Genomic DNA, 18,344 nt, shown 5'->3' on the forward strand with positions numbered 1-18,344 from the left:
AATGTTCGTATTCTATAGGATACGAATTGGCAAGCGCTCGGACCGGGTCGCGACGGCGGGCCGGATCTATGATAGAGGCGTGCCGCCTCGGCCGCAGAGATGTTCGCGCGCCGTATCCCAAGGAACCCGGGACCCGACGCGGTGTCGAAAAAAGCCTTCGTCAAATCCTACGGCTGCCAGATGAACGCCTACGACGCCGCCCGCATGGCGGACGTCCTGGCCGAGCAGGGGTTCTCCGCCACCGACGCCGTCGAGGAGGCGGACGTGGTGGTGCTCAACACCTGCCACATCCGCGAGAAGGCGGCCGAGAAGGTCTATTCCGAGCTCGGCCGGCTGCGCGTGCTCAAGGACGCGCGGAAGCTCGAAGGCCGCGACACCCGCATCGTCGTCGCCGGCTGCGTCGCGCAGGCGGAAGGCTCCGAGATCCTGCACCGCGCGCCCGTGGTGGACGTGGTCGTCGGGCCGCAGAGCTACCATCGGCTGCCGGACCTGCTCGCCCGCTCGCATGCCAGGCGCGTGGTCGACACCGAATTCCCCGTCGAGGACAAGTTCGACCACCTGCCGGCGCGCCGCACCGCGGGCGTCTCCGCCTTCCTCACGGTGCAGGAGGGCTGCGACAAGTTCTGCGCGTTCTGCGTGGTGCCCTACACCCGCGGCGCCGAGGTCTCGCGTTCCGTCGCCGCCGTCGTCGCGGAGGCGGAGAAGCTCGCCGCCGGCGGGGTCCGCGAGATCGGCCTCGTCGGCCAGAACGTGAACGCCTATCACGGGCTCGGGGCCGACGGCGGCGCGGCGACGCTGGCCGACCTGATCCGCGCGGTGGCGCGCGTGCCGGGCATCGCGCGGATCCGCTACACCACGAGCCACCCCAACGACATGGGCGACGACCTGATCGCGGCCCATGCCGAGATCCCGGCGCTGATGCCCTACCTGCACCTTCCGGTGCAGTCGGGCTCCGACCGGATCCTGTCCGCGATGAACCGGCGCCACACCGGCGACGCCTACCGGCGGATCATCGACCGCGTCCGCAGGGCCCGCCCCGACATCGCCCTGTCCTCGGACTTCATCGTCGGCTTTCCCGGCGAGACCGACGCCGAGTTCGCCGACACGATGCGGCTCGTCTCCGACATCGGGTTCGAGAGCGCCTATTCCTTCAAGTACAGCCCGCGCCCCGGCACGCCGGCCGCTGAGCGCAGCGACGCGGTCCCGGAGGACGTGATGACCGGCCGCCTGCACGCTCTGCAGGCGCTGCTCGACGCGCAGCGCCACGCGTTCCAGCGCGCGGCGGTGGGGCAGGTGGTCGAGGTCCTGGTCGAGAAGGCCGGCCGCAGGCCCGGCCAGGTCGCGGGCAAGACGCCGCACCTGCTCGCCGTTCAGTTCGACGCCCCCACCTCCCGCATCGGGCAGGTCGTGCCCGTGCGCATCGTCGAGGCGGGGACCAACAGCCTGTTCGGCGCGGCGATTGAGGCCGCGGCGGCCGCGTAGGGCGGCGGGCCGGGCGATGAAGGGAGTGTTCGTGGCGTCATTCGACGGAACGGCCGGGCGCAGCGGCCCCTTGCGCGGGCGCGGGCCCGCCGCGCGGCCGCTCGGCCCGGGCTTCGGCCACGACGAGCCGGTCGAGGTCTCGCTGACCTTCGACGACAACCGCCTCGCGAGCCTCGTCTTCGGCCAGTACGACCAGAACGTCGCGCATATCGAGCGCCGGCTGGAGGTGACGGCCACCGCGCTGGGCAACCACGTCGTGCTCAAGGGCTCGCCGGACGCGACCGAGCGTGCCCGCCGGGTGTTCGAGAAGCTCTACGCCCGCGTGCGGACCGGCGGCAGCGCCCTGACGCTGGGCGACGTCGACGGCGCGATCCAGGAGGCCACCGTCCAGGGCCAGCTGTTCCCGGCAGCCGCCATCGCCGCCGAGCCGGACCGGCCGCATTTCGAGCAGATCGCCACGCGCAAGCGCGGCGCGGTCCGCGCCCGGAACGCGGCACAGGACGCCTACATCAAGGCCCTGCGCGCCAACGAGCTCGTCTTCGCCGAGGGTCCGGCCGGCACCGGCAAGACCTGGCTCGCCGTCGGCCACGCGGTCTCGCTGCTGGAGCAGGGCCACGCCGAGCGGCTGATCCTCTCGCGCCCGGCGGTCGAGGCCGGCGAGCGCCTCGGCTTCCTCCCCGGCGACATGCGCGACAAGGTCGACCCGTACCTGCGCCCGATCTACGACGCGCTCTACGACTTCATGGAGGCGCGCCACGTCGACCGCGGCCTGCAGACCGGGGTGATCGAGATCGCGCCGCTGGCCTTCATGCGCGGGCGCACGCTCACCAACGCGATCGTGCTGCTGGACGAGGCGCAGAACACCACCTCGATGCAGATGAAGATGTTCCTGACCCGGCTCGGCGAGAACTCGCGGATGATCGTTACCGGCGATCCCTCCCAGGTCGACCTGCCGCCGGGGCAGAAGTCGGGGCTGGTCGAGGCGGTGCGGGTGCTCGACGGCGTCGAGGGCATCGGCCGCATCACCTTCCGGGACAAGGACGTGGTCCGCCACGACCTCGTGCGCCGCATCGTCACCGCCTACGAGGGCGCGGCACACGGCGAGGCGGATGCCGACCGCAACCCGAACCCGCGGCGGCGGCCGCTCGCGTGATGGGGCACGCGATCGACATGGTTGTCGAGGTGGCGATCGAGGACGAACGCTGGAGCGGCGCGGTCCCCGACCTCGAAGCCTTCGTGATTCGCGCCGTCGAGGCCGGTCTCGCCGCGGCCCCCGAGCCGCCCGCCGGCCCGGTCGAGGTCAGCGTCCTGCTCGCCGACGACGCGACCGTGCAGGCGCTCAACCGGACCTGGCGGGGCAAGGACCGGCCCACCAACGTGTTGTCGTTTCCGTCCTCGCCGCAGCCCGCCCATGCCGGCGTCGCGGTGCCGCTCGGCGACGTCGTTCTTGCGTACGACACGTTGGTGCGCGAAAGTGCCGAGCAGTCGAAGCCGCTCGTCCACCACCTCGCGCATCTCCTGGTTCATGGCACCCTCCACCTGCTCGGTCAGGACCACGAGACCGGCGACGCGGACGCGGAGGCCATGGAGGCCTTGGAGGTCGCGGCGCTCGCGACCCTCGGCGTGCCCGACCCTTACGCGGACTCCGCGGCCGGCTGAGCGACGACGTCCCAACCGATCCCAGACACGAGAGACATGACCCACGATCGAAGTCGCGGCGCGGCCCAGGCCGCGCTCAGTTCCAACGAGGCGGAATCGGGTGCGCGCGAGCCCTGGTACGATCGCCTCCTCCAGGTGCTGCACCTGAAACCGCGCGATTCGCTGCGCGGCGACATCGAAGAGGCCCTGGCCGAGCCCGATTCGGGCGAGAACGCGTTCTCGCCGCTCGAGCGCGCCATGCTCAAGAACGTTCTCGGGCTGCACAAGGTGCGCGTCGACGACGTGATGATCCCGCGGGCCGACATCGTCGCGGTCTCCGTCGAGACCAGCCTCGGCGACCTGCTGAAGCTGTTCCGCACCGCCGGCCATTCCCGCCTGCCGGTCTACGGCGAGACGCTCGACGACCCGCGCGGCATGGTCCACATCCGCGACTTCGTGGACCACATCGCCGCGCGGGCCGAGGCCGCCCCGCGCCGCAGCGCCGCGGCCGCCGCCAATGGCGCGACGCCCGCCCCCGCCGAGGCCGAGGCGGCCAAGGATGCACTGAAGGACGCGCAGAAGCCCGCCCCGCGGGTGCGCCGGGCGCCCGCCCGCGCCCTGCGCACGCTCAACCTCGGCAACGTCGACCTCACCGCGACGCTCGCCTCCACCCGCATCCAGCGGCCGGTGCTGTTCGTGCCGCCCTCGATGCCGGCGATCGACCTGCTGGTGCGGATGCAGGCGACCCGCACCCACATGGCGCTCGTCATCGACGAGTACGGCGGCACCGATGGGCTGATCTCGATCGAGGACCTCATCGAGATGGTGGTCGGCGACATCGAGGACGAGCACGACGTGGTCGAGGGCCGCCTCGTCCAGCGCCTCGAAGGCGAGGCCGAGGTGTTCGTGGCCGACGCCCGCGCGCCGCTGGCCGAGGTCTCCGAGGCCACCGGCGTCGACCTCGTCGCGGCGGTGGGCGAGATGGCCGAGGAGATCGACACGATCGGCGGCATGATCGTGACGCTGGCCGGCCGCGTGCCCTCGCGCGGCGAGCTCATCGCCGGCCCCGGCGACCTCGAGTTCGAGGTGCTCGACGCCGACCCGCGCCGCCTCAAGCGCCTGCGCTTCCAGCGCGGGCCCGCCCGCATCGCGGCCTCCGCCGTGCCGCTCGCCCTGCCCCCGCCCGCCGCGCCCCCTGCCGTCAACGCGATCGAGACGCCCGCACCGTGACGCCGGCTCCCGAAGCGCCCCCAGCAGCCACGCTGCCGGGCGGCGCGGCCGCGCGCCTGGCCAACGGCGTCATGCTGCTGCGCGGCTGGCGCCGGCTCGCCCTGAGCTTCCTCGCCGGCAGCGTCGGCGCGCTGGCGATGCCGCCCCTCGGCCTCCTGCCCGCGCTGGCCGTGTCCCTCGTCGTCGCGGTCTGGCTGGTGGACGGGGCGGCGGGCTCGCGCAGCACGGTCGCCGCCCGGCTCCGCCCCTGCGCGCTGGTCGGCTGGGCCTGGGGCTTCGGCTACCTGTTCGCCGGGCTGTGGTGGCTCGGCTCGGCCTTCCTCGTGGAGGCCGACGAGTTCCTGTGGGCGCTGCCGCTCGGCGTCGTCGGCCTGCCGCTGGCGCTCGGGCTGTTCTACGCCGCGGGCTTCGCCGTCGCCGGCCTGCTCTGGGTCCGCGGCCCGGCGCGCATCGCCGGCCTCGCCTTCGGGCTGGCGGGCGCCGAGTGGGTGCGCGGGCACGTCTTCACCGGCTTCCCCTGGAACACCCTCGGCATGGCGCTCGGCCAGAACCTCTGGCTGATGCAGTCGGCCTCCCTCGTCGGGCTCTACGGCCTGACGCTGCTCGCCGTCCTCGTCTGCGCCGCGCCGGCGACGCTCGCCACCGGCTCGCATCCGCGCAGCCGCCTCGGCCCGACGGCCGCCGCCGCGATCGTGCTGGCCGCCATGGCGCTCCACGGCGCGGAGCGGGTCGGGCCCGATCCCGCCCCCACCATCGCCGGGGTGCGCCTGCGGCTGGTGCAGCCGAACCTGCCCCAGGACGCGAAGTTCCGCCCCGAGAACCGGCAGGACATCGTCGACCGCTACGTCGAGCTGAGCCGGCGCCCGCCGGAGGCCGGCGAGGCGGCGCCGACGCACATCCTCTGGCCGGAATCGGCCTTCCCGTTCCTGATCCAGCGCGATCCCGCGGCGATGGCGCAGGTCGGCGCCGGGCTGGAGCCCGGCCAGCACCTGATCACCGGCGCGGCCCGCGCCGAGGAGCCGCTGCCCGGCGAGCGCCTGCGCTACTTCAACGCGATCATGGCGATCGAGCCCGGCGGCCGCATCGTCGACAGCTACGACAAGGTCCACCTCGTGCCGTTCGGCGAGTACCTGCCCGCGCCCCTCGACGCGGCCCTGCGGGCGGTGGGCCTGCGCCAGTTCGTGGCCGTGCCGGGCGGCTTCTCGGCCGGGACGCTCGCCGGCCAGCGCATCCTCAACGTGCCGGGCCTGCCGCCGGTGGCGGCGACGATCTGCTACGAGGCGATCTTCCCCGGCGCGATCCTGCCGGCCGGCGCCACCGCCGCCGATCGGCCCCCCGGCCTGATCCTTAACGTGACCAACGACGCCTGGTTCGGCGACACGCCTGGCCCGCGCCAGCACCTGGCGCAGGCCCGCCTGCGCGCCGTCGAGGAGGGCCTGCCGCTGGTGCGCGACGCCAACACCGGGATCTCGGCGGTGATCGACGCGCACGGGCGCGTCGTCGCGCAGCTGCCGATCGAGCAGGAGGCGGTGCTCGATGCCGACCTGCCCGTCCGCATCCTCGGCGGCACCCTCTACGGCCGGGCCGGCGACTGGCCCTTCGCGGCGATGCTCGCCGCCTGCCTCGCGGGCGCCCTCCGGGCCCGGCGGCTCGCGTGAGAGCGGCGCGGCGCATCCCGCCCCTCCTGCTGACCTGCGGCCTGATGGCGGTGGCGTTCAACCTGCGCCCGGCGCTGAGCACCGTCGGGCCGCTGCTCTCGTCCATCCGCGCGGCGACGGGTCTCTCCGCGGCGGGGGCTGCGGTGCTGACCACCCTCCCCGTCCTCTGCCTCGGCCTCGCCTGCGCGCTGACGCCGCTGATCCTGCGACGGCTCGGCGCCGACCGCGGCGTGCTCCTCGGCATCGTCGTGGTCGCGGCCGGCCTGGCCCTGCGCGGCCTCGGCGGTGTCGCGGCGCTGTTCGCCGGCACCGCGGTCGCCGCCTTCGGCATCGGGCTCGCCAACGTGCTGCTGCCGGCCGTGGTCAAGCGCGACTTCCCCGGCCGCGCCGGGGCGATGACCGGGCTCTACACCATGACGCTCTGCCTCGGGGCCGCCGCCGGCGCCGGCCTCGCGGTGCCGCTGGAGCAGGCGATCGGCCGGGGCTGGCCGCTGGCGCTCGCGGTCTGGGCGCTGCCGGCGGTCGTCGCCGCCCTCGCCTGGGCACCGTTGAGCCGGGCTGTGCCGGAGCGGTCGTCGGCGGCCGCGCCGGGCCGGCTCCTGCGCGATCCGTTGGCCTGGCAGGTCACCGCCTTCATGGGCCTGCAATCCTCGCTCGCCTACGTGCTGTTCGGCTGGCTGCCGGCGATCCTGCAGGGGCGCGGGCTCCCGGCGCTGGATGCCGGCCTCGTCGCCTCGGTGGTGACGCTGCATCAGGCGCCGGGCGCCCTCGTCGTGGCGATGCTGGCCGCGCGCGTGCGCGACCAGCGCGGCTGGATCGTCGCGGTGCTGGCCGCGACGCTGACCGGCTTCCTCGTCCTCGCCTTCGGCCCGGAGAGCCTGCGGTTCCCCGCCTCCGGGCTCCTCGGCCTCGGCATCGGCGGCTGCTTCGGGCTGGGCTTGAGCCTCCTCGTCCTGCGCACCCGCGACGCCGCCTCGGCCGGCGCCCTCTCGGCGATGGCGCAGGGGATCGGCTACGTCTTCGCCTCGCTCGGCCCCCTCGGCTTCGGCCTCGCCCACGACGCCACCGACGGCTGGGTCCTCCCGGCCGCCCTGTTCGCGACGATCATCGCGGCGGCGGGCGTCGCCGGGATGGGCGCCGGGCGCGACCGGGCGGTCGGCGCGGCGGCCCGAGCCGCCGGCACGGCGTAGAGGCTTCCGGCCCCCGTCGGAGGGTCCCGCCCGCGCCGCCCCACGCGGTGATCTGCGGTTGCGCCGCAGCGACGGGGGCGGGCACTGGAAATGGCCGTTAACCGACCGGTTACCATGACGACCTAGCGCCTGCCGCCAGTGCGGCGCGCTTCCGCGCCGACCGGGCGCGGACCATGACCCTGATGACGTTGGCCCTGAGCGGATGGGCCGCGGCGAAGCCGCATCTCGACCTCTTCGGAACCCTCGGCCTGCTGCTCGGCTTCGCCGCCGGGATCCTGCCGCATCGGCGCGGGATGCTTCTCGCCTCGGCCGGATGCGCCGCCGCCTTCGGCCTGCACTACCTGCATCTCGGCGCGCTCACCGGCACGGCGATGTGCGCCATCGCCCTGCTGCAGAACCTCGTCTCGGCGCAGGCGATCGGGCCCGCGGGCCGTGCCGCCTGGGTGGCACCGCTCTTCGCCGCGACGACGCTGGTCGCCGCCGGGACGACGCTCGCGACCTGGTCCGGCTGGCCGTCGGACTGCGCCGGGCTCGGCGCCCTCCTGGCGACGGCTGCCCGCCTCCAGGGCGATCCGCAGGGCATGCGGCGCCTCTTCCTCGGCGCCAGCCTGTGCTGGGCCGTCCACAACGGCCTCGTCGGCTCGGTCTTCGGGCTCACCTGCGACCTGCTGACCCTGTCGGGGCTGGCCCTGTCGCTGGTCCGGCATCAGCGGCGCCCGGCGCCGCGGGCGCTCCCCGCCACCTGAGGCCGCGCCGCGGCGGGCGGCGCCGCTTCCCTCCTCCGTCCCGAGGGGGCGCGACGCTCACGCCACGCGGATGTGGGTCGCCACCCGCGGCGGCTCCTCGGCGCCCGTCTCCGCTTCGAGGATGCGCATGTCGAGCCGGCCCTCGTCGTCGCGGAACACGTCGTAGACGACCCGGTCGACCACGGCGTTGCCGTCGCCGAAGATCAGCACGCGCGGCTTGTGGGCGATCACGTCGTCGACGCCGCCGTAGCTCGCCGAGGCGATGATGACCTCGTCGCCGACCTGGCAGGTGCGGGCGGCGGCGCCGTTCAGGACGCAGCAGCGCGAGCCGGCGGGGCCGTACAGCACGTAGGTGCTGATCCGCGCCCCCGACATCTTGTTCCAGATCTCGACGAATTCGAGCGGGTCGAGCCCCGCCTCGCGGCAGAGGTCGGCATCGAGCGTGATCGAGCCGTGATAGTTCAGGTCGGCGCCCGTCACGCGGATGCCGTGCAGCTTGGCCCGAACGAAGCTCTGCATCATGCTCCTCCGAGCCGGGCGACGTCGGCCCGGCGATGCGCGGCCGCACTTCCGAGACGGGGCGGTCGCGTCGCGCTTCCTACGGCGGCGCATGCCTGCGTGGCAATCGGCCGGTCGGGACGCTCCCCTGCCCCCCGCGCTACCCCTTGTGCCGCAGCCGGCTCGCGAAGAAGCCGTCGAGGCCGCCGCGCCGGCTGTCCGAGCCTTCGAGGTGGGCCGGGAGCGTGCGCAGGTCGCCGTCGGCGTTGATCACGCCGTCGAGGCCGCCGACCTCGTCCGCCCGCACCGGCACCCGCTCGAACGCGCCGTTGCGCTTCAGGAAGGCGGCGACCTGGCGCTCGCCCTCCTCCTGCTCCAGCGAGCAGGTGCAGTAGACGAGGCGCCCGCCCGGCCGCACCAGGGTCGCGGCCTTGTCGAGCAGGCGCGCCTGGAGGAGGTGCAGGCGGATCAGGTCGGATTCGGTCTTGGTCCAGGCGACGTCCGGATGGCGGCGGATCGTGCCGGTGGCCGAGCACGGCGCGTCGAGCAGCACCGCGTCGAACGGCTTTGGGGGCTCGAAGGCGAGCGCGTCGCCGACGACCACCTCGGCGGTCAGCCCGAGGCGGGCGAGGTTCTCGGACAAGCGCTCCAGGCGCGGGGCCGAACGGTCCAGCGCGGTCACCACGGCGCCCCGGCTCGCGAGCTGCGCGGTCTTGCCGCCCGGCGCGGCGCAGAGGTCGGCGATGCGCTCGCCGGGCTGCGCGCCGAGGAGCCGCGCGGGGATCGCGGCGGCGGCATCCTGCACCCACCACGCGCCATCGGCGAAGCCGGGAAGCTCGGAGACCGGCACCCGCAGGTCGCCGAGCCGGAGCGAGCCGGTGGGCAGCGCCGCCGCGCCGAGGCGCTCGGCCCAGTCGCCGGCCTCGCCCTTCAGGGTCAGGTCGATCGCGGCGCCGGCCAGGTGCGCGCGGGCGATGGCGGCGGCTTTCTCCGGCCCGTAGGCCTCGCGCCAGCGCGCGGCCAGCCAATCCGGGGTGTTGGCCTCGAGCGGGTCGTCGCATTCGGCCAGGATCGCCTCGCGCTCGCGCACGACCCGGCGCAGCACCGCGTTGACGAGGCCGGCGAGATGCCGCGCCTGCGGATCGGCCTTGGCCAGGCGCACCGCGAGGTCGACCGCGGCATGGTCGGGAACGGCGAGGTCGAGGATCTGGGCGGCGCCGGTGGCGAGCAGCGCGACGAGGCGCGGCTTGTCCTCGGGCAGGCCCTGCTCCATCCGCGCGGCGAGCGCGCGCCGGAGGAAGCCGAGGCGGCGGAAGGTGACCGTGGCGATGGCCCGCGCCAGACCGGCATCGCCGGCGTCGAGCCCCGCGACGCGGGACGCCTGGGCCAGCGCATCCTCCAGGGCGAGGGCGCGGTTCTTGCCCAGCAGGTCGGCGACGACGGCGTGCGCCACCCGGCGCGCGGCGAGGCCGGCGACGTCCGCCTCGACCGCCTCCGGTGCGGATTTCGGCGGCGATTTCGGCCCCGGGCGCGGACCCTTGGTCGCGCCCGCCGCCCGCGCCGGCCCGGACGCGTTGCGCCCTCTGCCCATGGATGCCACTTCTCGAAAGACCCTTCGTGCCGGCGTGCTGCCGCCGGACCCCGATGCCCTCCCACTTGAGCGAGTCCGATGCAAGGTGAAACCAGCCGCGACGGGACCAACGAAGCCCGGACCGAACACGTCGAGGACGGCGGCGGGACCGCCCCCCGTCCCCTCACCCCGGCGGCCGCGCGCGCCCTGGCGGAGGCGGCCGAGCGCCGCAGGGCGATCGACGCGCGGGCCGCCGCGGTCTCGGCCGCCCCCGAGCGCCTCGGGCGCGGCGGCCTGGAGCCGGTCCGCTACGACGACTGGGAGGTGAAGGGGCTCGCCGTCGACTTCTGACGTCGCGCCTCGCCGGCCGGAACGACCGTGCCGGCCCGTTGTTGGGCTCGCGAAGCACATGGCGCGACGAGGGACCCGATGACGACCAAGGTATCGAGCAAGGATGCGCCGAGCGGCGCCGACGGCGAGATCGCGCTCGCGAAGGGCGCGCTGGTCGCCATGCGGATGTGGCGCGACGAGCCGCCGACCGACGACAAGCCGAGCACCACCTCGGAGCACGAGACCGTGGGCTACGTGATCGCCGGCCGAGCCAAGCTGGTGCTCGAGGACCGGACGGTCGCGCTGGAGCCCGGCGATTCCTACTGCGTGCCGGCCGGCATCGCGCACACCTACCACATCCTGGAGACCTTCACGGCGATCGAGGCGACGGCCCCGCCCGCCGCCTGATCCCGCGGGTTCCGGGGCGTTCAGCGCGTCACGTAGACCGGGGTGCCGACCGAGACGCGGTCGTAGAGGTCGACCACGTCCTGGTTGTACATCCGGATGCAGCCGTAGGAGGCCCAGGTGCCGACCGAGCTCGGGCGGTTGGTGCCGTGGATGGCGTATTCGCCGCCCGACAGCGTCATCGCGGCGGCGCCCATCGGGTTGTGCGGCGAGCCGCCGACGATCAGGTTCGGCAGGCGCGGGTTGTCGCGCTTGACCTCGCTCGGCGGCGACCACGCCGGCTGCACGTACTTGCCGTCGATCGACTTGGTGCCGAACCACTGCTTGCCCGGCTTGCCGACCGCGACGGGGTATCGGATCGCGGTTCCGTCGCCGTTCACGAGGTAGAGCCGGCGCTGCGAGACGCTGATCACCACCGAGCCCGGCATCACCCCGTCCGAGAACGGCACCACCTCGCGTGCCAGGGCCGGCGCCCCCGCGACGAGACCGGCCAGCAGCGCGCCGCCGAGGCTCGTGGACACGTACTTCCTGACCGACATCTTGGGATCTTCCTGCAGAGCGTGACCGTTCGCTGCAGCAATAATCCACGGCCAAGCTCGGCGTTCCAGCTCATCCTGCGACGACTGCGGGCTTGCTCACCGTCTTCGGGGAAGACGGTAAAAAGCGCCGGGCTTGATCGTGATAAAGGCGATCGTCCGTCGAAAGATCTGCTTTACCGCTCGATCAGATCCAGCGCCGTCGCGTCCTGGGCCTGCCAGCCGTGGCGGACGAGCTCGGGGTCGGCATGCTCCTCGACGGGCCAGCCGACGCAGAGGTAGGCGACGAGGTGCCAGCTGCCCGGCACGTCCAGCAGCGCCGCGATGCGCGCCGGCTCGAGGATCGAGACCCATCCGGTGCCGAGGCCGCGGGCGCGGGCGGCGAGCCAGAAGGTCTGCACGGCGCCAACCACGGAGTAGCGCAGCATCTCCGGCATGGTCGCGCGACCGAGGCCGTGGCCCGCCTCGGTCGCCTCGTCGCAGAAGACCGCCAGGTGCACCGGCGCCTCGCGCAGGCCCGCGAGCTTCAGGGCGCGATACTGCGCCTGGCGGGCGTCGGCGTAGCGCAGGGCCGCATCGGCGTTGCAGCTCTCGAAGCTCGCGACCACGCCGGCGCGGCGCTCGGGGTCGGCGACGCGCACGAAGCGCCACGGCTGGCTGTTGCCGACGGAGGGGCTGCGATGGGCCGCCGCCAGGCTCTGGCGGAGCAGGGCCTCGTCCACCGGGTCGGGCCGGAAGCGGCGCACGTCGCGGCGCCACGCGAACAGGTCGTCGAGCGCCTGCCGGAAGTCGTCGTCGAAGCGGGGCGGGCGGGGGTCGGTCATGGTCGGTCCGCCTCATAGCGGGTTTTGCGCCTTCCCGCTGCCCGTGGGCCCCGGGGAGATCGAACGGGCCGGGCGGGCACAAAAAAAGGCCGCCCTCGCGGGCGGCCTGAAGTCCTTGGGTCTCGAAACCTCTGGGATGTCGCGTCGTGGGATCCGGTGACGCCCGAGGGCTGGGGAGCTCGGGATTCGGGCGTCGACGGGCACGACCCGACGAGGGTTCGGCCTTCGTTGTCCCGCCGCAACGCGGCTCGGGAAAGGCGTGATCGGGGCGAAAGCGCGGCATTTGTTTCTTGGGCGTGTCCCGTCCGCAACGAATCGGATCGCCGCCGCGGGACTCTTGCGGGCCGGCCACCCGAGGCCCATCCTCAGCGGCTGACGGCAAGACGACGGCGGCAGGCCGACGGCGGAGGAACGATGACCGAGCGGACGAGCGGCGAGATCCGGACAGACGATTCGACGGCCCGCGTGGTCCCCTTCCCGAGCCCATCCACCGCCCCGCAGATCGCGTTCGATCGGCACGAGCTGCGCACGATCTTCAACCTCTACGGCCGCCGGGTCGCGGAGGGGGAGTGGCGCGACTACGCCCTCGACTTCCGCCGCGACAAGGCGGTGTTCTCGATCTACCGCCGCACCTCCGAGATGCCGCTCTACCGGATCGAGAAGGACCCGAAGCTCGCGCGCCGCCAGGGCGCCTACGCCGTGGTCGCCGCGACCGGCGTGGTGCTCAAGCGCGGCACCGACCTCGCCCGCGTGCTGGCGGTGCTGGAGAAGCCCCTGCGGGCCGTGTGAAGCGTTCGGATTTCTGCTCGGCGATCCTTCGTCCGGTGCCGTCTTGGCCGATGGTACGCTCGCTGCGCGCTCGGATCGCGGCGCGGGGGAGCCTTCCCCCGAGCAGGCGATCGGCCTCGCACATCTTCAGATTCCTTTTCCGGACCCTCCCCCGTCATCCCGGGGCTGCGCAGGGCGGACATTGCCCGCTGGGGGAAGTGGCGCAGCGTAAGCGTAGCTCCCCAGAACGAAGAAGGCCCCGGCGTTTCCGCCGGGGCCTTCTTCGTTCGTCGGGTCCGTCTTCGCTCAGCGGCGGTCGCCGAGGAGCGAGAGCAGGAACTGGAACATGTTGATGAAGTCGAGGTACAGCGTCAGCGCGCCGTTGACCGACATCTTGGCCGCCGCTTCGCCGTCGAAGCCGCTGGAGAGATACATCTCCTTCAGCTTCTGGGTGTCGTAGGCGGTGAGCCCCGCGAAGATCAGCACGCCGAGCACCGAGACGGCGAACTGCAGCGCCGACGAGGCCAGGAAGATGTTGACGATCGAGGCGATGATGATGCCGATCAGGCCCATCATCAAGAACGAGCCCATCCCCGAAAGGCTGCGCTTGGTGGTGTAGCCGTAGAGGCTCAGCGCGCCGAAGGTCGCCGAGGTGATGAAGAACACCCGCACCACGCTGGCGCCGGTGAACACCAGCAGCAGCGTCGACATCGAGGCGCCCATCACCGCCGCGAAGGCGAAGAACATCGTCCGCGCCGACGAGGCCGACATCCGGTCCATCCGCATCGAGAAGACCAGGATGAAGGCGAGCGGGGCGAACATCAGAACCCACTTGAGCGGGCTGTTGTAGAGCGTCTGGCCGAACGGGGTCAGGGCCAGGCGGCCGGTCGCGGTCGCGGTGGTGGCGGCCATGTTGAGGCCGAGCGCGACGAGGCCGGAGATGCCGAGCCCGACGACCATGTTGTTGTAGACGCCGAGCATGAAGGTCCGCAGGCCCTGGTCGAACGCGACCTGGGTGCCGGCCTGCGACGGCGCCTGGGCGCCGTAGCGGAAGGGAGAGTTGTCGAATGCCATGGGAGTGACCTCGGAAGGCTCGCTCGTGCGTGGTGTTTGAGACGAGGCCCACGCAGGGGACCTCTGGCGCCATCGAGCGCCTCGTGTCGGAATATGTTGCTTTCGGCCGCCCCGCACAAGAGCCCGGCAGAGCTTGAAAAAGCGCTTTCGATGAATCCCCGCGGGTGAAATTTGTTCACGAAGTCTGGGATTAAAGTTCGCTGCTACTTCGCCGACGGCTCCCGATGCCGTCGTTCACGATCGCGGCAAGCTCACGCGGGGGATACGCAAGGGTCACGACTGCCGCAGGTACGGTGCCGGCTTCTGGCCGAGGATGCGCCAGGTCCCGGCGAGCCCCAGCACCACGGCGAGCACCACCGCGGCCGCGGCCGCCGCCAGCGCCCCCGACAGGTCGAGGACGAAGTCGAGGCGCATCACCCGGGTGACGATCACCCAGCCGGCGAGCGTGCCGGCGAGCAGCCCGAACAGGGCGGTGACGAGGCCGAGCGCCCCGTATTCGAGGCCGTAGGCGGCCAGCAGCCGTCCGCAGGTCGCGCCGAGCACTTTCAGCACCACGGCGTCGTAGAGCCGCGCCCGGTGCCCCGCGGCAATGGCGCCGGCCAGCACGAACAGGCTTGCCAGCACCGCCACCGCGCTCGCGCCGCGGATCGCCAGCACCAGCCGGCCGACGAGGTCGCCGACGGCATCGAGGGCGTCCTTCACCCGCACGCTGGTGACGGAGGGGAACGCCTTGGCGACGTCGCGCAGGATCCGGTTCTCGACCGCGCCGTCGGTGCCCCCGGGCAGGGTGAGCGTCGCCAGGTCCGAGTGCGGCGCGCCGCGGAAGGTGCCGGGGGAGAACACCATCACGAAGTTGATGCCGAGGTTGCGCCACTCGACCTTGCGCAGGTTGGCGATGGTGGCGGTGAGGTTCCGCCCGAGCACGTTGACGGTGACGCGGCTGCCGACCTTGAGGCCGAGGTTTTTCGCGAGATCCGCCTCGAACGAGACCAGCGGCGTCCTGGCTTGCTCCGCGTTCCACCACGTGCCTGCGGTGAGCGTCGAGCCCTCGGGCACGTCCTCGGCGTAGGTGATGCCCCGGTCGCCGTCGAGCACCCAGGCGACGTCCTCCGGCGGGCGGATCTTCTCGGCCGGGACGTCGTCCAGCGCCACGATGCGGCCGCGCATCATCGGCACCCGCTCGATCTTGGCGCTGGGCGCCTGGCGCGCGAGGAAGTCGTGGAAGGCGCCCGAATCGGCGGCCGGGATGTCGAGGAAGAACAGGTTCGGCGCGCGCGCCGGCAGGGTCGCCGAGATGGTGCGGCGCACGTTCACGTCGATCAGGCTCAGGGTCACCAGCAGGGTCACGCCGAGGCCAAGGGAGAGGACGATGGCCGGCGTCAGGGCGCCGGGGCGGTGGAGGTTGGCCAAGGCCATCCGCGGCGCGGCCCGCCGCGGATGCGGCAGCCGGCGGGCGAGCGCCATCACGCCGACCGCGACCAGCCGCAGCAGGCCGAAGGCGAGGCCGGCGGCGGCGATGAAGATCAGCGCCACGCGCCGGTCGAAGGCGGTGCCGACGGCGAGCCCCACCAGGGCGGCGAGCGCCAGCGCCAGGATCGCCCGGTAGCGCGGGCGGATGCCGCTGGCTGCCGGGTCGACGGTGTCGCGAAACAGCCCCGAGACCGGGACGTCGTGGGCGCGCCCCAGGGGCGCGATCGCGAAGGCCAGGGCCGTGAGGAGCCCGTAGGCCGCCGCCTGGAGCAGCTCGAGGGGCGCCAGCGTCGGGTTCAGCGGCAGGGGCAGGCTGTCCCGGAACAGCGCGTCGAGGGCGAAGGGCAGCGCGGCGCCCACAGTGAGCCCGATCGCCGTGCCGAGCCCGGCGATCAGCATCACCTGCGTCAGGTACAAGGCGACGACCTTCGAGCCCGGCGCGCCGACGCTCTTCAGGGTCGCGATCGAGGGGCGCTTGCGCTCGACGAAGGCGTTGACGGCGTTGGCGACGCCGACCCCGCCGACGATCAGCGCGGTGAGGCCGACCAGCGTCAGGAACTGGGTGAAGCGCTCGATGCTCTTGGAGAACCGCGGGTCGGCGTTGGTGCGCGCCCGCATCTCCCAGCCGGCCTGCGGAGCGGCCGCCGCGATCCGGGCGGCGGCGGCGTCGAGGCCCGCATCGTCGGCGCCGGGCAGCAGCAGCCGGTAGCTCCAGCGGTTGAGGCTTCCCGGCTGGACCAGGCCGGTGCGGCGCAGCGCACCCTGCGACACGATCAGCCGCGGCCCGAAGCCGATGCCGCCGGCGATCTTGTCGGGCTCCGAGACGAGGGTCGCGCGGATGGCGAAGGGCCGGCCGGCGAGCGTGATCCGGTCGCCGACCTTGAGGTCGAGGCGGGTCAGAAGCGCCGGGTCGGCGAGCGCGCCGTCGATCCCGTCACGCTCGGCCAGCAGGTCGGCGAGGGGCGCCTGCGGCTCGGTGACGAGCTCTCCGGCGGTCGGGTAGCCGGCATCGACCGCCTTCAGCTCGACCAGCGCCGCGCCCTCGCCCGCCACCGCCATGGCGCGGAGCGAAGCGACCACGTCGACACGCCCCTGCGCGTCGAGCACCGCGCGCTCCGGCTCCGTCGCCTCGCGGTTGATCAGGCTGTAGCTGAGGTCGCCGCCGAGGATGCGCTTGCCCTCGCGGCCGAGCCCGTCCGACAGCGAGCGCGAGATCGAGGCGACCCCGGCGATCGCCGCGACGCCGAGCGCGATGCAGGCGAGGAACACGGCGAAGCCGCGCAAGCCCCCGCGGAGCTCGCGCAGCGCGAGGCGCAGGGTCAGCGGCAGGCGCGAGGCGGGCGTCGGCCGGGGCTGGGAGAGGGTGCCGTGCATCAGGCCGCCACCGGCTCCTCGATCCGCCCCGAGCGCAGGCGCACCGTACGATCGCAGAGGCGGGCGAGCCCCGGATCGTGGGTGACGAGGACGAGCGTCGCGCCGCGGTCGCGCTTCAGCGCGAACAGCAGGTCGACGATCTGGCGGCCGGTCGCCTCGTCGAGATTGCCCGTCGGCTCGTCGGCGACCAGGATCGCCGGGTCCGGTGCGACGGCGCGGGCGATGGCGACGCGCTGCTGCTCGCCGCCCGAGAGCTGGGCCGGGTAGTGGTTCAGCCGGTGGCCGAGGCCAACGGCTTCGAGCTCCCGCCGGGCGCGGGCATGGGCATCCGGCTTGTCGGCCAGCTCCAGCGGCAGGGCGACGTTCTCCAGGGCGGTCATCGTCGGGACGAGGTGGAAGGCCTGGAACACGATGCCGATCCGCCGGCCGCGGAAGCGTGCGAGCGCGTCCTCGTCGAGGGCGCCCAGGTCGGTGTCCTCGATCCGGATCGCGCCGGCATCGGGCCGCTCGAGGCCCGCCATCACCATCAGCAGGGTCGACTTGCCGGAGCCCGACGGCCCGACGAGGCCGACCGCCTCGCCGCGGCCGACGTCGAGCGAGATGCCGCGTAGCACGTGGACGCGGGCGGCCCCCCGCCCGAGGCTGAGGTCGATGCCAGAGAGAGCGATGGCTGGCGTCCCGGACGCGGACATGGCAGGCGAGGTCTTGCCGGGAGAGGGGTTGTCGGCGGTCACGGTCGAGCCGATCTGTGGCGGATGGCGAACATGCGGGACGGAGATCACGGTTGGCGGACGAACGTTCGGTGCGCTCCGGCACGACCCGTGCCGGGCGATGCGCGCGGGCTCGATATGGCGAGCGCGACGGAGCCACGCCATGATGGCCGGCGCAGGGCGGCGCTGATGGCGCTCTTTGCCGCAGCGGGGCTGGTCCTGTCGATGGCGGGCCTCGCGCCGGCCAAGGCGGATCCGAAGCCCGAATCGAAGCCGATCCGGCTCGTCGCGCTCGGCGACAGCCTCACCGCGGGCTACCGCCTTCCGGCGGGCTCCGCCTTCCCGGCGGTGCTGGAGCGGGCGCTCGCTGCGAAAGGCCGGACGGTGACGGTCGCCAATGCCGGCGTCTCGGGCGAGACCGCCACCAACGGCCTCGACCGGGTCGACTGGTCGGTGCCCGACGGCACCGACGGGGTGATCCTGGAGCTCGGCGCCAACGACATGCTGCGCGGCACCGATCCCGCCGTGACGCGGAAGGCGCTGGAGGCGATCGTGACGCGGCTGAAGGCGCGCGGCATCCCGGTGCTGCTCGCCGGCATGCGGGCCTCGACCAACCTCGGGCCCGACTACGTCGCGCGCTTCGACGCGATCTACCCGGATCTCGCCCGGACCTACGACCTCGTGCTGTACCCGTTCTTCATGGCTGGAATGGTCGGCGACCGCGCCTACACCCTCGACGACGGGCTCCACCCGAACGCCAAGGGCGTCGACGTGATCGTGGCCGGCATCCTGCCCTCGGTCGAAACCTTCCTCGGGCGGCTCCCGGCCGGGGCTCGTTAGC

At 73.3% G+C, this 18,344-nt stretch carries 18 protein-coding genes; 11 read left to right on the plus strand and 7 right to left on the minus strand.

Annotated elements, in window-relative coordinates; genetic code table 11:
• Positions 1 to 99: 99 nt before the first annotated feature.
• The 7 genes from miaB to MKK64_RS15150 all read left to right on the plus strand — a co-directional run bounded on the left by miaB (position 100) and on the right by MKK64_RS15150 (position 7,944).
• Complete coding sequence (gene miaB / locus MKK64_RS15120) at positions 100 to 1,482, plus strand: tRNA (N6-isopentenyl adenosine(37)-C2)-methylthiotransferase MiaB (protein ID WP_147729193.1); 1,383 nt, start codon at positions 100 to 102, stop codon at positions 1,480 to 1,482.
• A 70-nt stretch (positions 1,483 to 1,552) separates the two neighbouring features.
• Positions 1,553 to 2,635: a PhoH family protein gene (locus MKK64_RS15125; RefSeq protein ID WP_243937865.1), complete on the plus strand. Its 1,083-nt coding sequence runs from the start codon at positions 1,553 to 1,555 to the stop codon at positions 2,633 to 2,635.
• Complete coding sequence (gene ybeY / locus MKK64_RS15130; protein WP_147729656.1) at positions 2,635 to 3,141, plus strand: rRNA maturation RNase YbeY; 507 nt, start codon at positions 2,635 to 2,637, stop codon at positions 3,139 to 3,141. The genes MKK64_RS15125 and ybeY overlap by 1 nt, the downstream gene beginning before the upstream one ends.
• A 36-nt stretch (positions 3,142 to 3,177) precedes the next feature.
• Positions 3,178 to 4,350, plus strand: a complete 1,173-nt coding sequence (locus MKK64_RS15135) for a CBS domain-containing protein (protein WP_147859051.1) — start codon at positions 3,178 to 3,180, stop codon at positions 4,348 to 4,350.
• Positions 4,347 to 6,008, plus strand: coding sequence for an apolipoprotein N-acyltransferase (lnt, locus tag MKK64_RS15140; protein WP_409567958.1), 1,662 nt, complete (start codon positions 4,347 to 4,349; stop codon positions 6,006 to 6,008). The genes MKK64_RS15135 and lnt overlap by 4 nt, the downstream gene beginning before the upstream one ends.
• A complete protein-coding gene (locus MKK64_RS15145; RefSeq protein WP_409566112.1) occupies positions 6,005 to 7,198 on the plus strand; it encodes an MFS transporter in 1,194 nt (397 codons plus the stop codon). Before lnt ends, MKK64_RS15145 begins: the two co-directional genes overlap by 4 nt.
• A 182-nt stretch (positions 7,199 to 7,380) precedes the next feature.
• A complete protein-coding gene (locus tag MKK64_RS15150) occupies positions 7,381 to 7,944 on the plus strand; it encodes a YgjV family protein (RefSeq protein WP_243935721.1) in 564 nt (187 codons plus the stop codon).
• 57 nt (positions 7,945 to 8,001) lie between these two features.
• On the opposite strand, the gene panD is transcribed toward MKK64_RS15150, so the two are convergent.
• Positions 8,002 to 8,463: an aspartate 1-decarboxylase gene (panD, locus tag MKK64_RS15155; RefSeq protein ID WP_147729911.1), complete on the minus strand. Its 462-nt coding sequence runs from the start codon at positions 8,461 to 8,463 to the stop codon at positions 8,002 to 8,004.
• 139 nt (positions 8,464 to 8,602) lie between these two features.
• Positions 8,603 to 10,033 (minus strand): RsmB/NOP family class I SAM-dependent RNA methyltransferase, encoded by a 1,431-nt coding sequence (locus tag MKK64_RS15160; protein WP_243935722.1) that lies wholly within the window; start codon positions 10,031 to 10,033, stop codon positions 8,603 to 8,605.
• A 78-nt stretch (positions 10,034 to 10,111) separates the two neighbouring features.
• On the opposite strand from MKK64_RS15160, the gene MKK64_RS15165 reads away from it, so the two are divergent.
• Entirely contained in the window at positions 10,112 to 10,363 is a 252-nt protein-coding gene (locus MKK64_RS15165) for a DUF1674 domain-containing protein (protein WP_243935723.1), read from the plus strand.
• 78 nt (positions 10,364 to 10,441) lie between these two features.
• Positions 10,442 to 10,750, plus strand: coding sequence for a cupin domain-containing protein (locus MKK64_RS15170; RefSeq protein WP_147844212.1), 309 nt, complete (start codon positions 10,442 to 10,444; stop codon positions 10,748 to 10,750).
• Positions 10,751 to 10,770: 20 nt separating this feature from the next.
• On the opposite strand, the gene MKK64_RS15175 is transcribed toward MKK64_RS15170, so the two are convergent.
• Complete coding sequence (locus MKK64_RS15175) at positions 10,771 to 11,286, minus strand: L,D-transpeptidase (RefSeq protein WP_243935724.1); 516 nt, start codon at positions 11,284 to 11,286, stop codon at positions 10,771 to 10,773.
• Between the two features lie 173 nt (positions 11,287 to 11,459).
• Complete coding sequence (bluB, locus tag MKK64_RS15180) at positions 11,460 to 12,107, minus strand: 5,6-dimethylbenzimidazole synthase (RefSeq protein ID WP_243935725.1); 648 nt, start codon at positions 12,105 to 12,107, stop codon at positions 11,460 to 11,462.
• Between the two features lie 414 nt (positions 12,108 to 12,521).
• Here bluB and MKK64_RS15185 point away from each other — a divergent pair, with 414 nt between their 5' ends.
• Positions 12,522 to 12,896 carry a DUF2794 domain-containing protein gene (locus tag MKK64_RS15185; protein WP_147727234.1) on the plus strand — a complete coding sequence of 125 codons (375 nt, stop codon included), beginning with the start codon at positions 12,522 to 12,524 and terminating at the stop codon, positions 12,894 to 12,896.
• A gap of 285 nt (positions 12,897 to 13,181) precedes the next feature.
• Here the strand turns inward: MKK64_RS15185 and MKK64_RS15190 are convergent, their stop codons facing one another.
• The 3 genes from MKK64_RS15190 to MKK64_RS15200 form a co-directional block, all read right to left on the minus strand.
• A complete protein-coding gene (locus MKK64_RS15190; protein ID WP_147844215.1) occupies positions 13,182 to 13,949 on the minus strand; it encodes a Bax inhibitor-1/YccA family protein in 768 nt (255 codons plus the stop codon).
• 273 nt (positions 13,950 to 14,222) lie between these two features.
• A complete protein-coding gene (locus MKK64_RS15195) occupies positions 14,223 to 16,793 on the minus strand; it encodes an ABC transporter permease (RefSeq protein WP_243935726.1) in 2,571 nt (856 codons plus the stop codon).
• Positions 16,793 to 17,485 (minus strand): ABC transporter ATP-binding protein, encoded by a 693-nt coding sequence (locus tag MKK64_RS15200; RefSeq protein WP_243935784.1) that lies wholly within the window; start codon positions 17,483 to 17,485, stop codon positions 16,793 to 16,795. The genes MKK64_RS15195 and MKK64_RS15200 overlap by 1 nt, the downstream gene beginning before the upstream one ends.
• 207 nt (positions 17,486 to 17,692) lie before the next feature.
• Between MKK64_RS15200 and MKK64_RS15205 the strand changes: the two genes are divergently transcribed.
• A complete protein-coding gene (locus MKK64_RS15205; protein WP_243935727.1) occupies positions 17,693 to 18,343 on the plus strand; it encodes an arylesterase in 651 nt (216 codons plus the stop codon).
• Position 18,344 lies beyond the last annotated feature (1 nt).

Source organism: Methylobacterium sp. E-025 (assembly GCF_022829705.1).
In the GTDB taxonomy this organism is placed as follows: Bacteria; Pseudomonadota; Alphaproteobacteria; order Rhizobiales; family Beijerinckiaceae; genus Methylobacterium.

What these genes read in the sequence shown, in the direction of transcription:
- MKK64_RS15195 (WP_243935726.1), bottom strand. Translation starts at nt 16,793, where the DNA reads ATGCACGGCACCCTCTCCCAGCCCCGGCCGACGCCCGCCTCGCGCCTG.
- bluB (WP_243935725.1), bottom strand. Translation starts at nt 12,107, where the DNA reads ATGACCGACCCCCGCCCGCCCCGCTTCGACGACGACTTCCGGCAGGCG.
- MKK64_RS15160 (WP_243935722.1), bottom strand. Translation starts at nt 10,033, where the DNA reads ATGGGCAGAGGGCGCAACGCGTCCGGGCCGGCGCGGGCGGCGGGCGCG.
- MKK64_RS15175 (WP_243935724.1), bottom strand. Translation starts at nt 11,286, where the DNA reads ATGTCGGTCAGGAAGTACGTGTCCACGAGCCTCGGCGGCGCGCTGCTG.
- MKK64_RS15150 (WP_243935721.1), top strand. Translation starts at nt 7,381, where the DNA reads ATGACGTTGGCCCTGAGCGGATGGGCCGCGGCGAAGCCGCATCTCGAC.
- panD (WP_147729911.1), bottom strand. Translation starts at nt 8,463, where the DNA reads ATGCAGAGCTTCGTTCGGGCCAAGCTGCACGGCATCCGCGTGACGGGC.
- ybeY (WP_147729656.1), top strand. Translation starts at nt 2,635, where the DNA reads ATGGGGCACGCGATCGACATGGTTGTCGAGGTGGCGATCGAGGACGAA.
- MKK64_RS15185 (WP_147727234.1), top strand. Translation starts at nt 12,522, where the DNA reads ATGACCGAGCGGACGAGCGGCGAGATCCGGACAGACGATTCGACGGCC.
- MKK64_RS15135 (WP_147859051.1), top strand. Translation starts at nt 3,178, where the DNA reads ATGACCCACGATCGAAGTCGCGGCGCGGCCCAGGCCGCGCTCAGTTCC.
- MKK64_RS15190 (WP_147844215.1), bottom strand. Translation starts at nt 13,949, where the DNA reads ATGGCATTCGACAACTCTCCCTTCCGCTACGGCGCCCAGGCGCCGTCG.
- MKK64_RS15200 (WP_243935784.1), bottom strand. Translation starts at nt 17,485, where the DNA reads ATGTCCGCGTCCGGGACGCCAGCCATCGCTCTCTCTGGCATCGACCTC.
- MKK64_RS15170 (WP_147844212.1), top strand. Translation starts at nt 10,442, where the DNA reads ATGACGACCAAGGTATCGAGCAAGGATGCGCCGAGCGGCGCCGACGGC.
- miaB (WP_147729193.1), top strand. Translation starts at nt 100, where the DNA reads ATGTTCGCGCGCCGTATCCCAAGGAACCCGGGACCCGACGCGGTGTCG.
- MKK64_RS15205 (WP_243935727.1), top strand. Translation starts at nt 17,693, where the DNA reads ATGGCGCTCTTTGCCGCAGCGGGGCTGGTCCTGTCGATGGCGGGCCTC.
- MKK64_RS15165 (WP_243935723.1), top strand. Translation starts at nt 10,112, where the DNA reads ATGCAAGGTGAAACCAGCCGCGACGGGACCAACGAAGCCCGGACCGAA.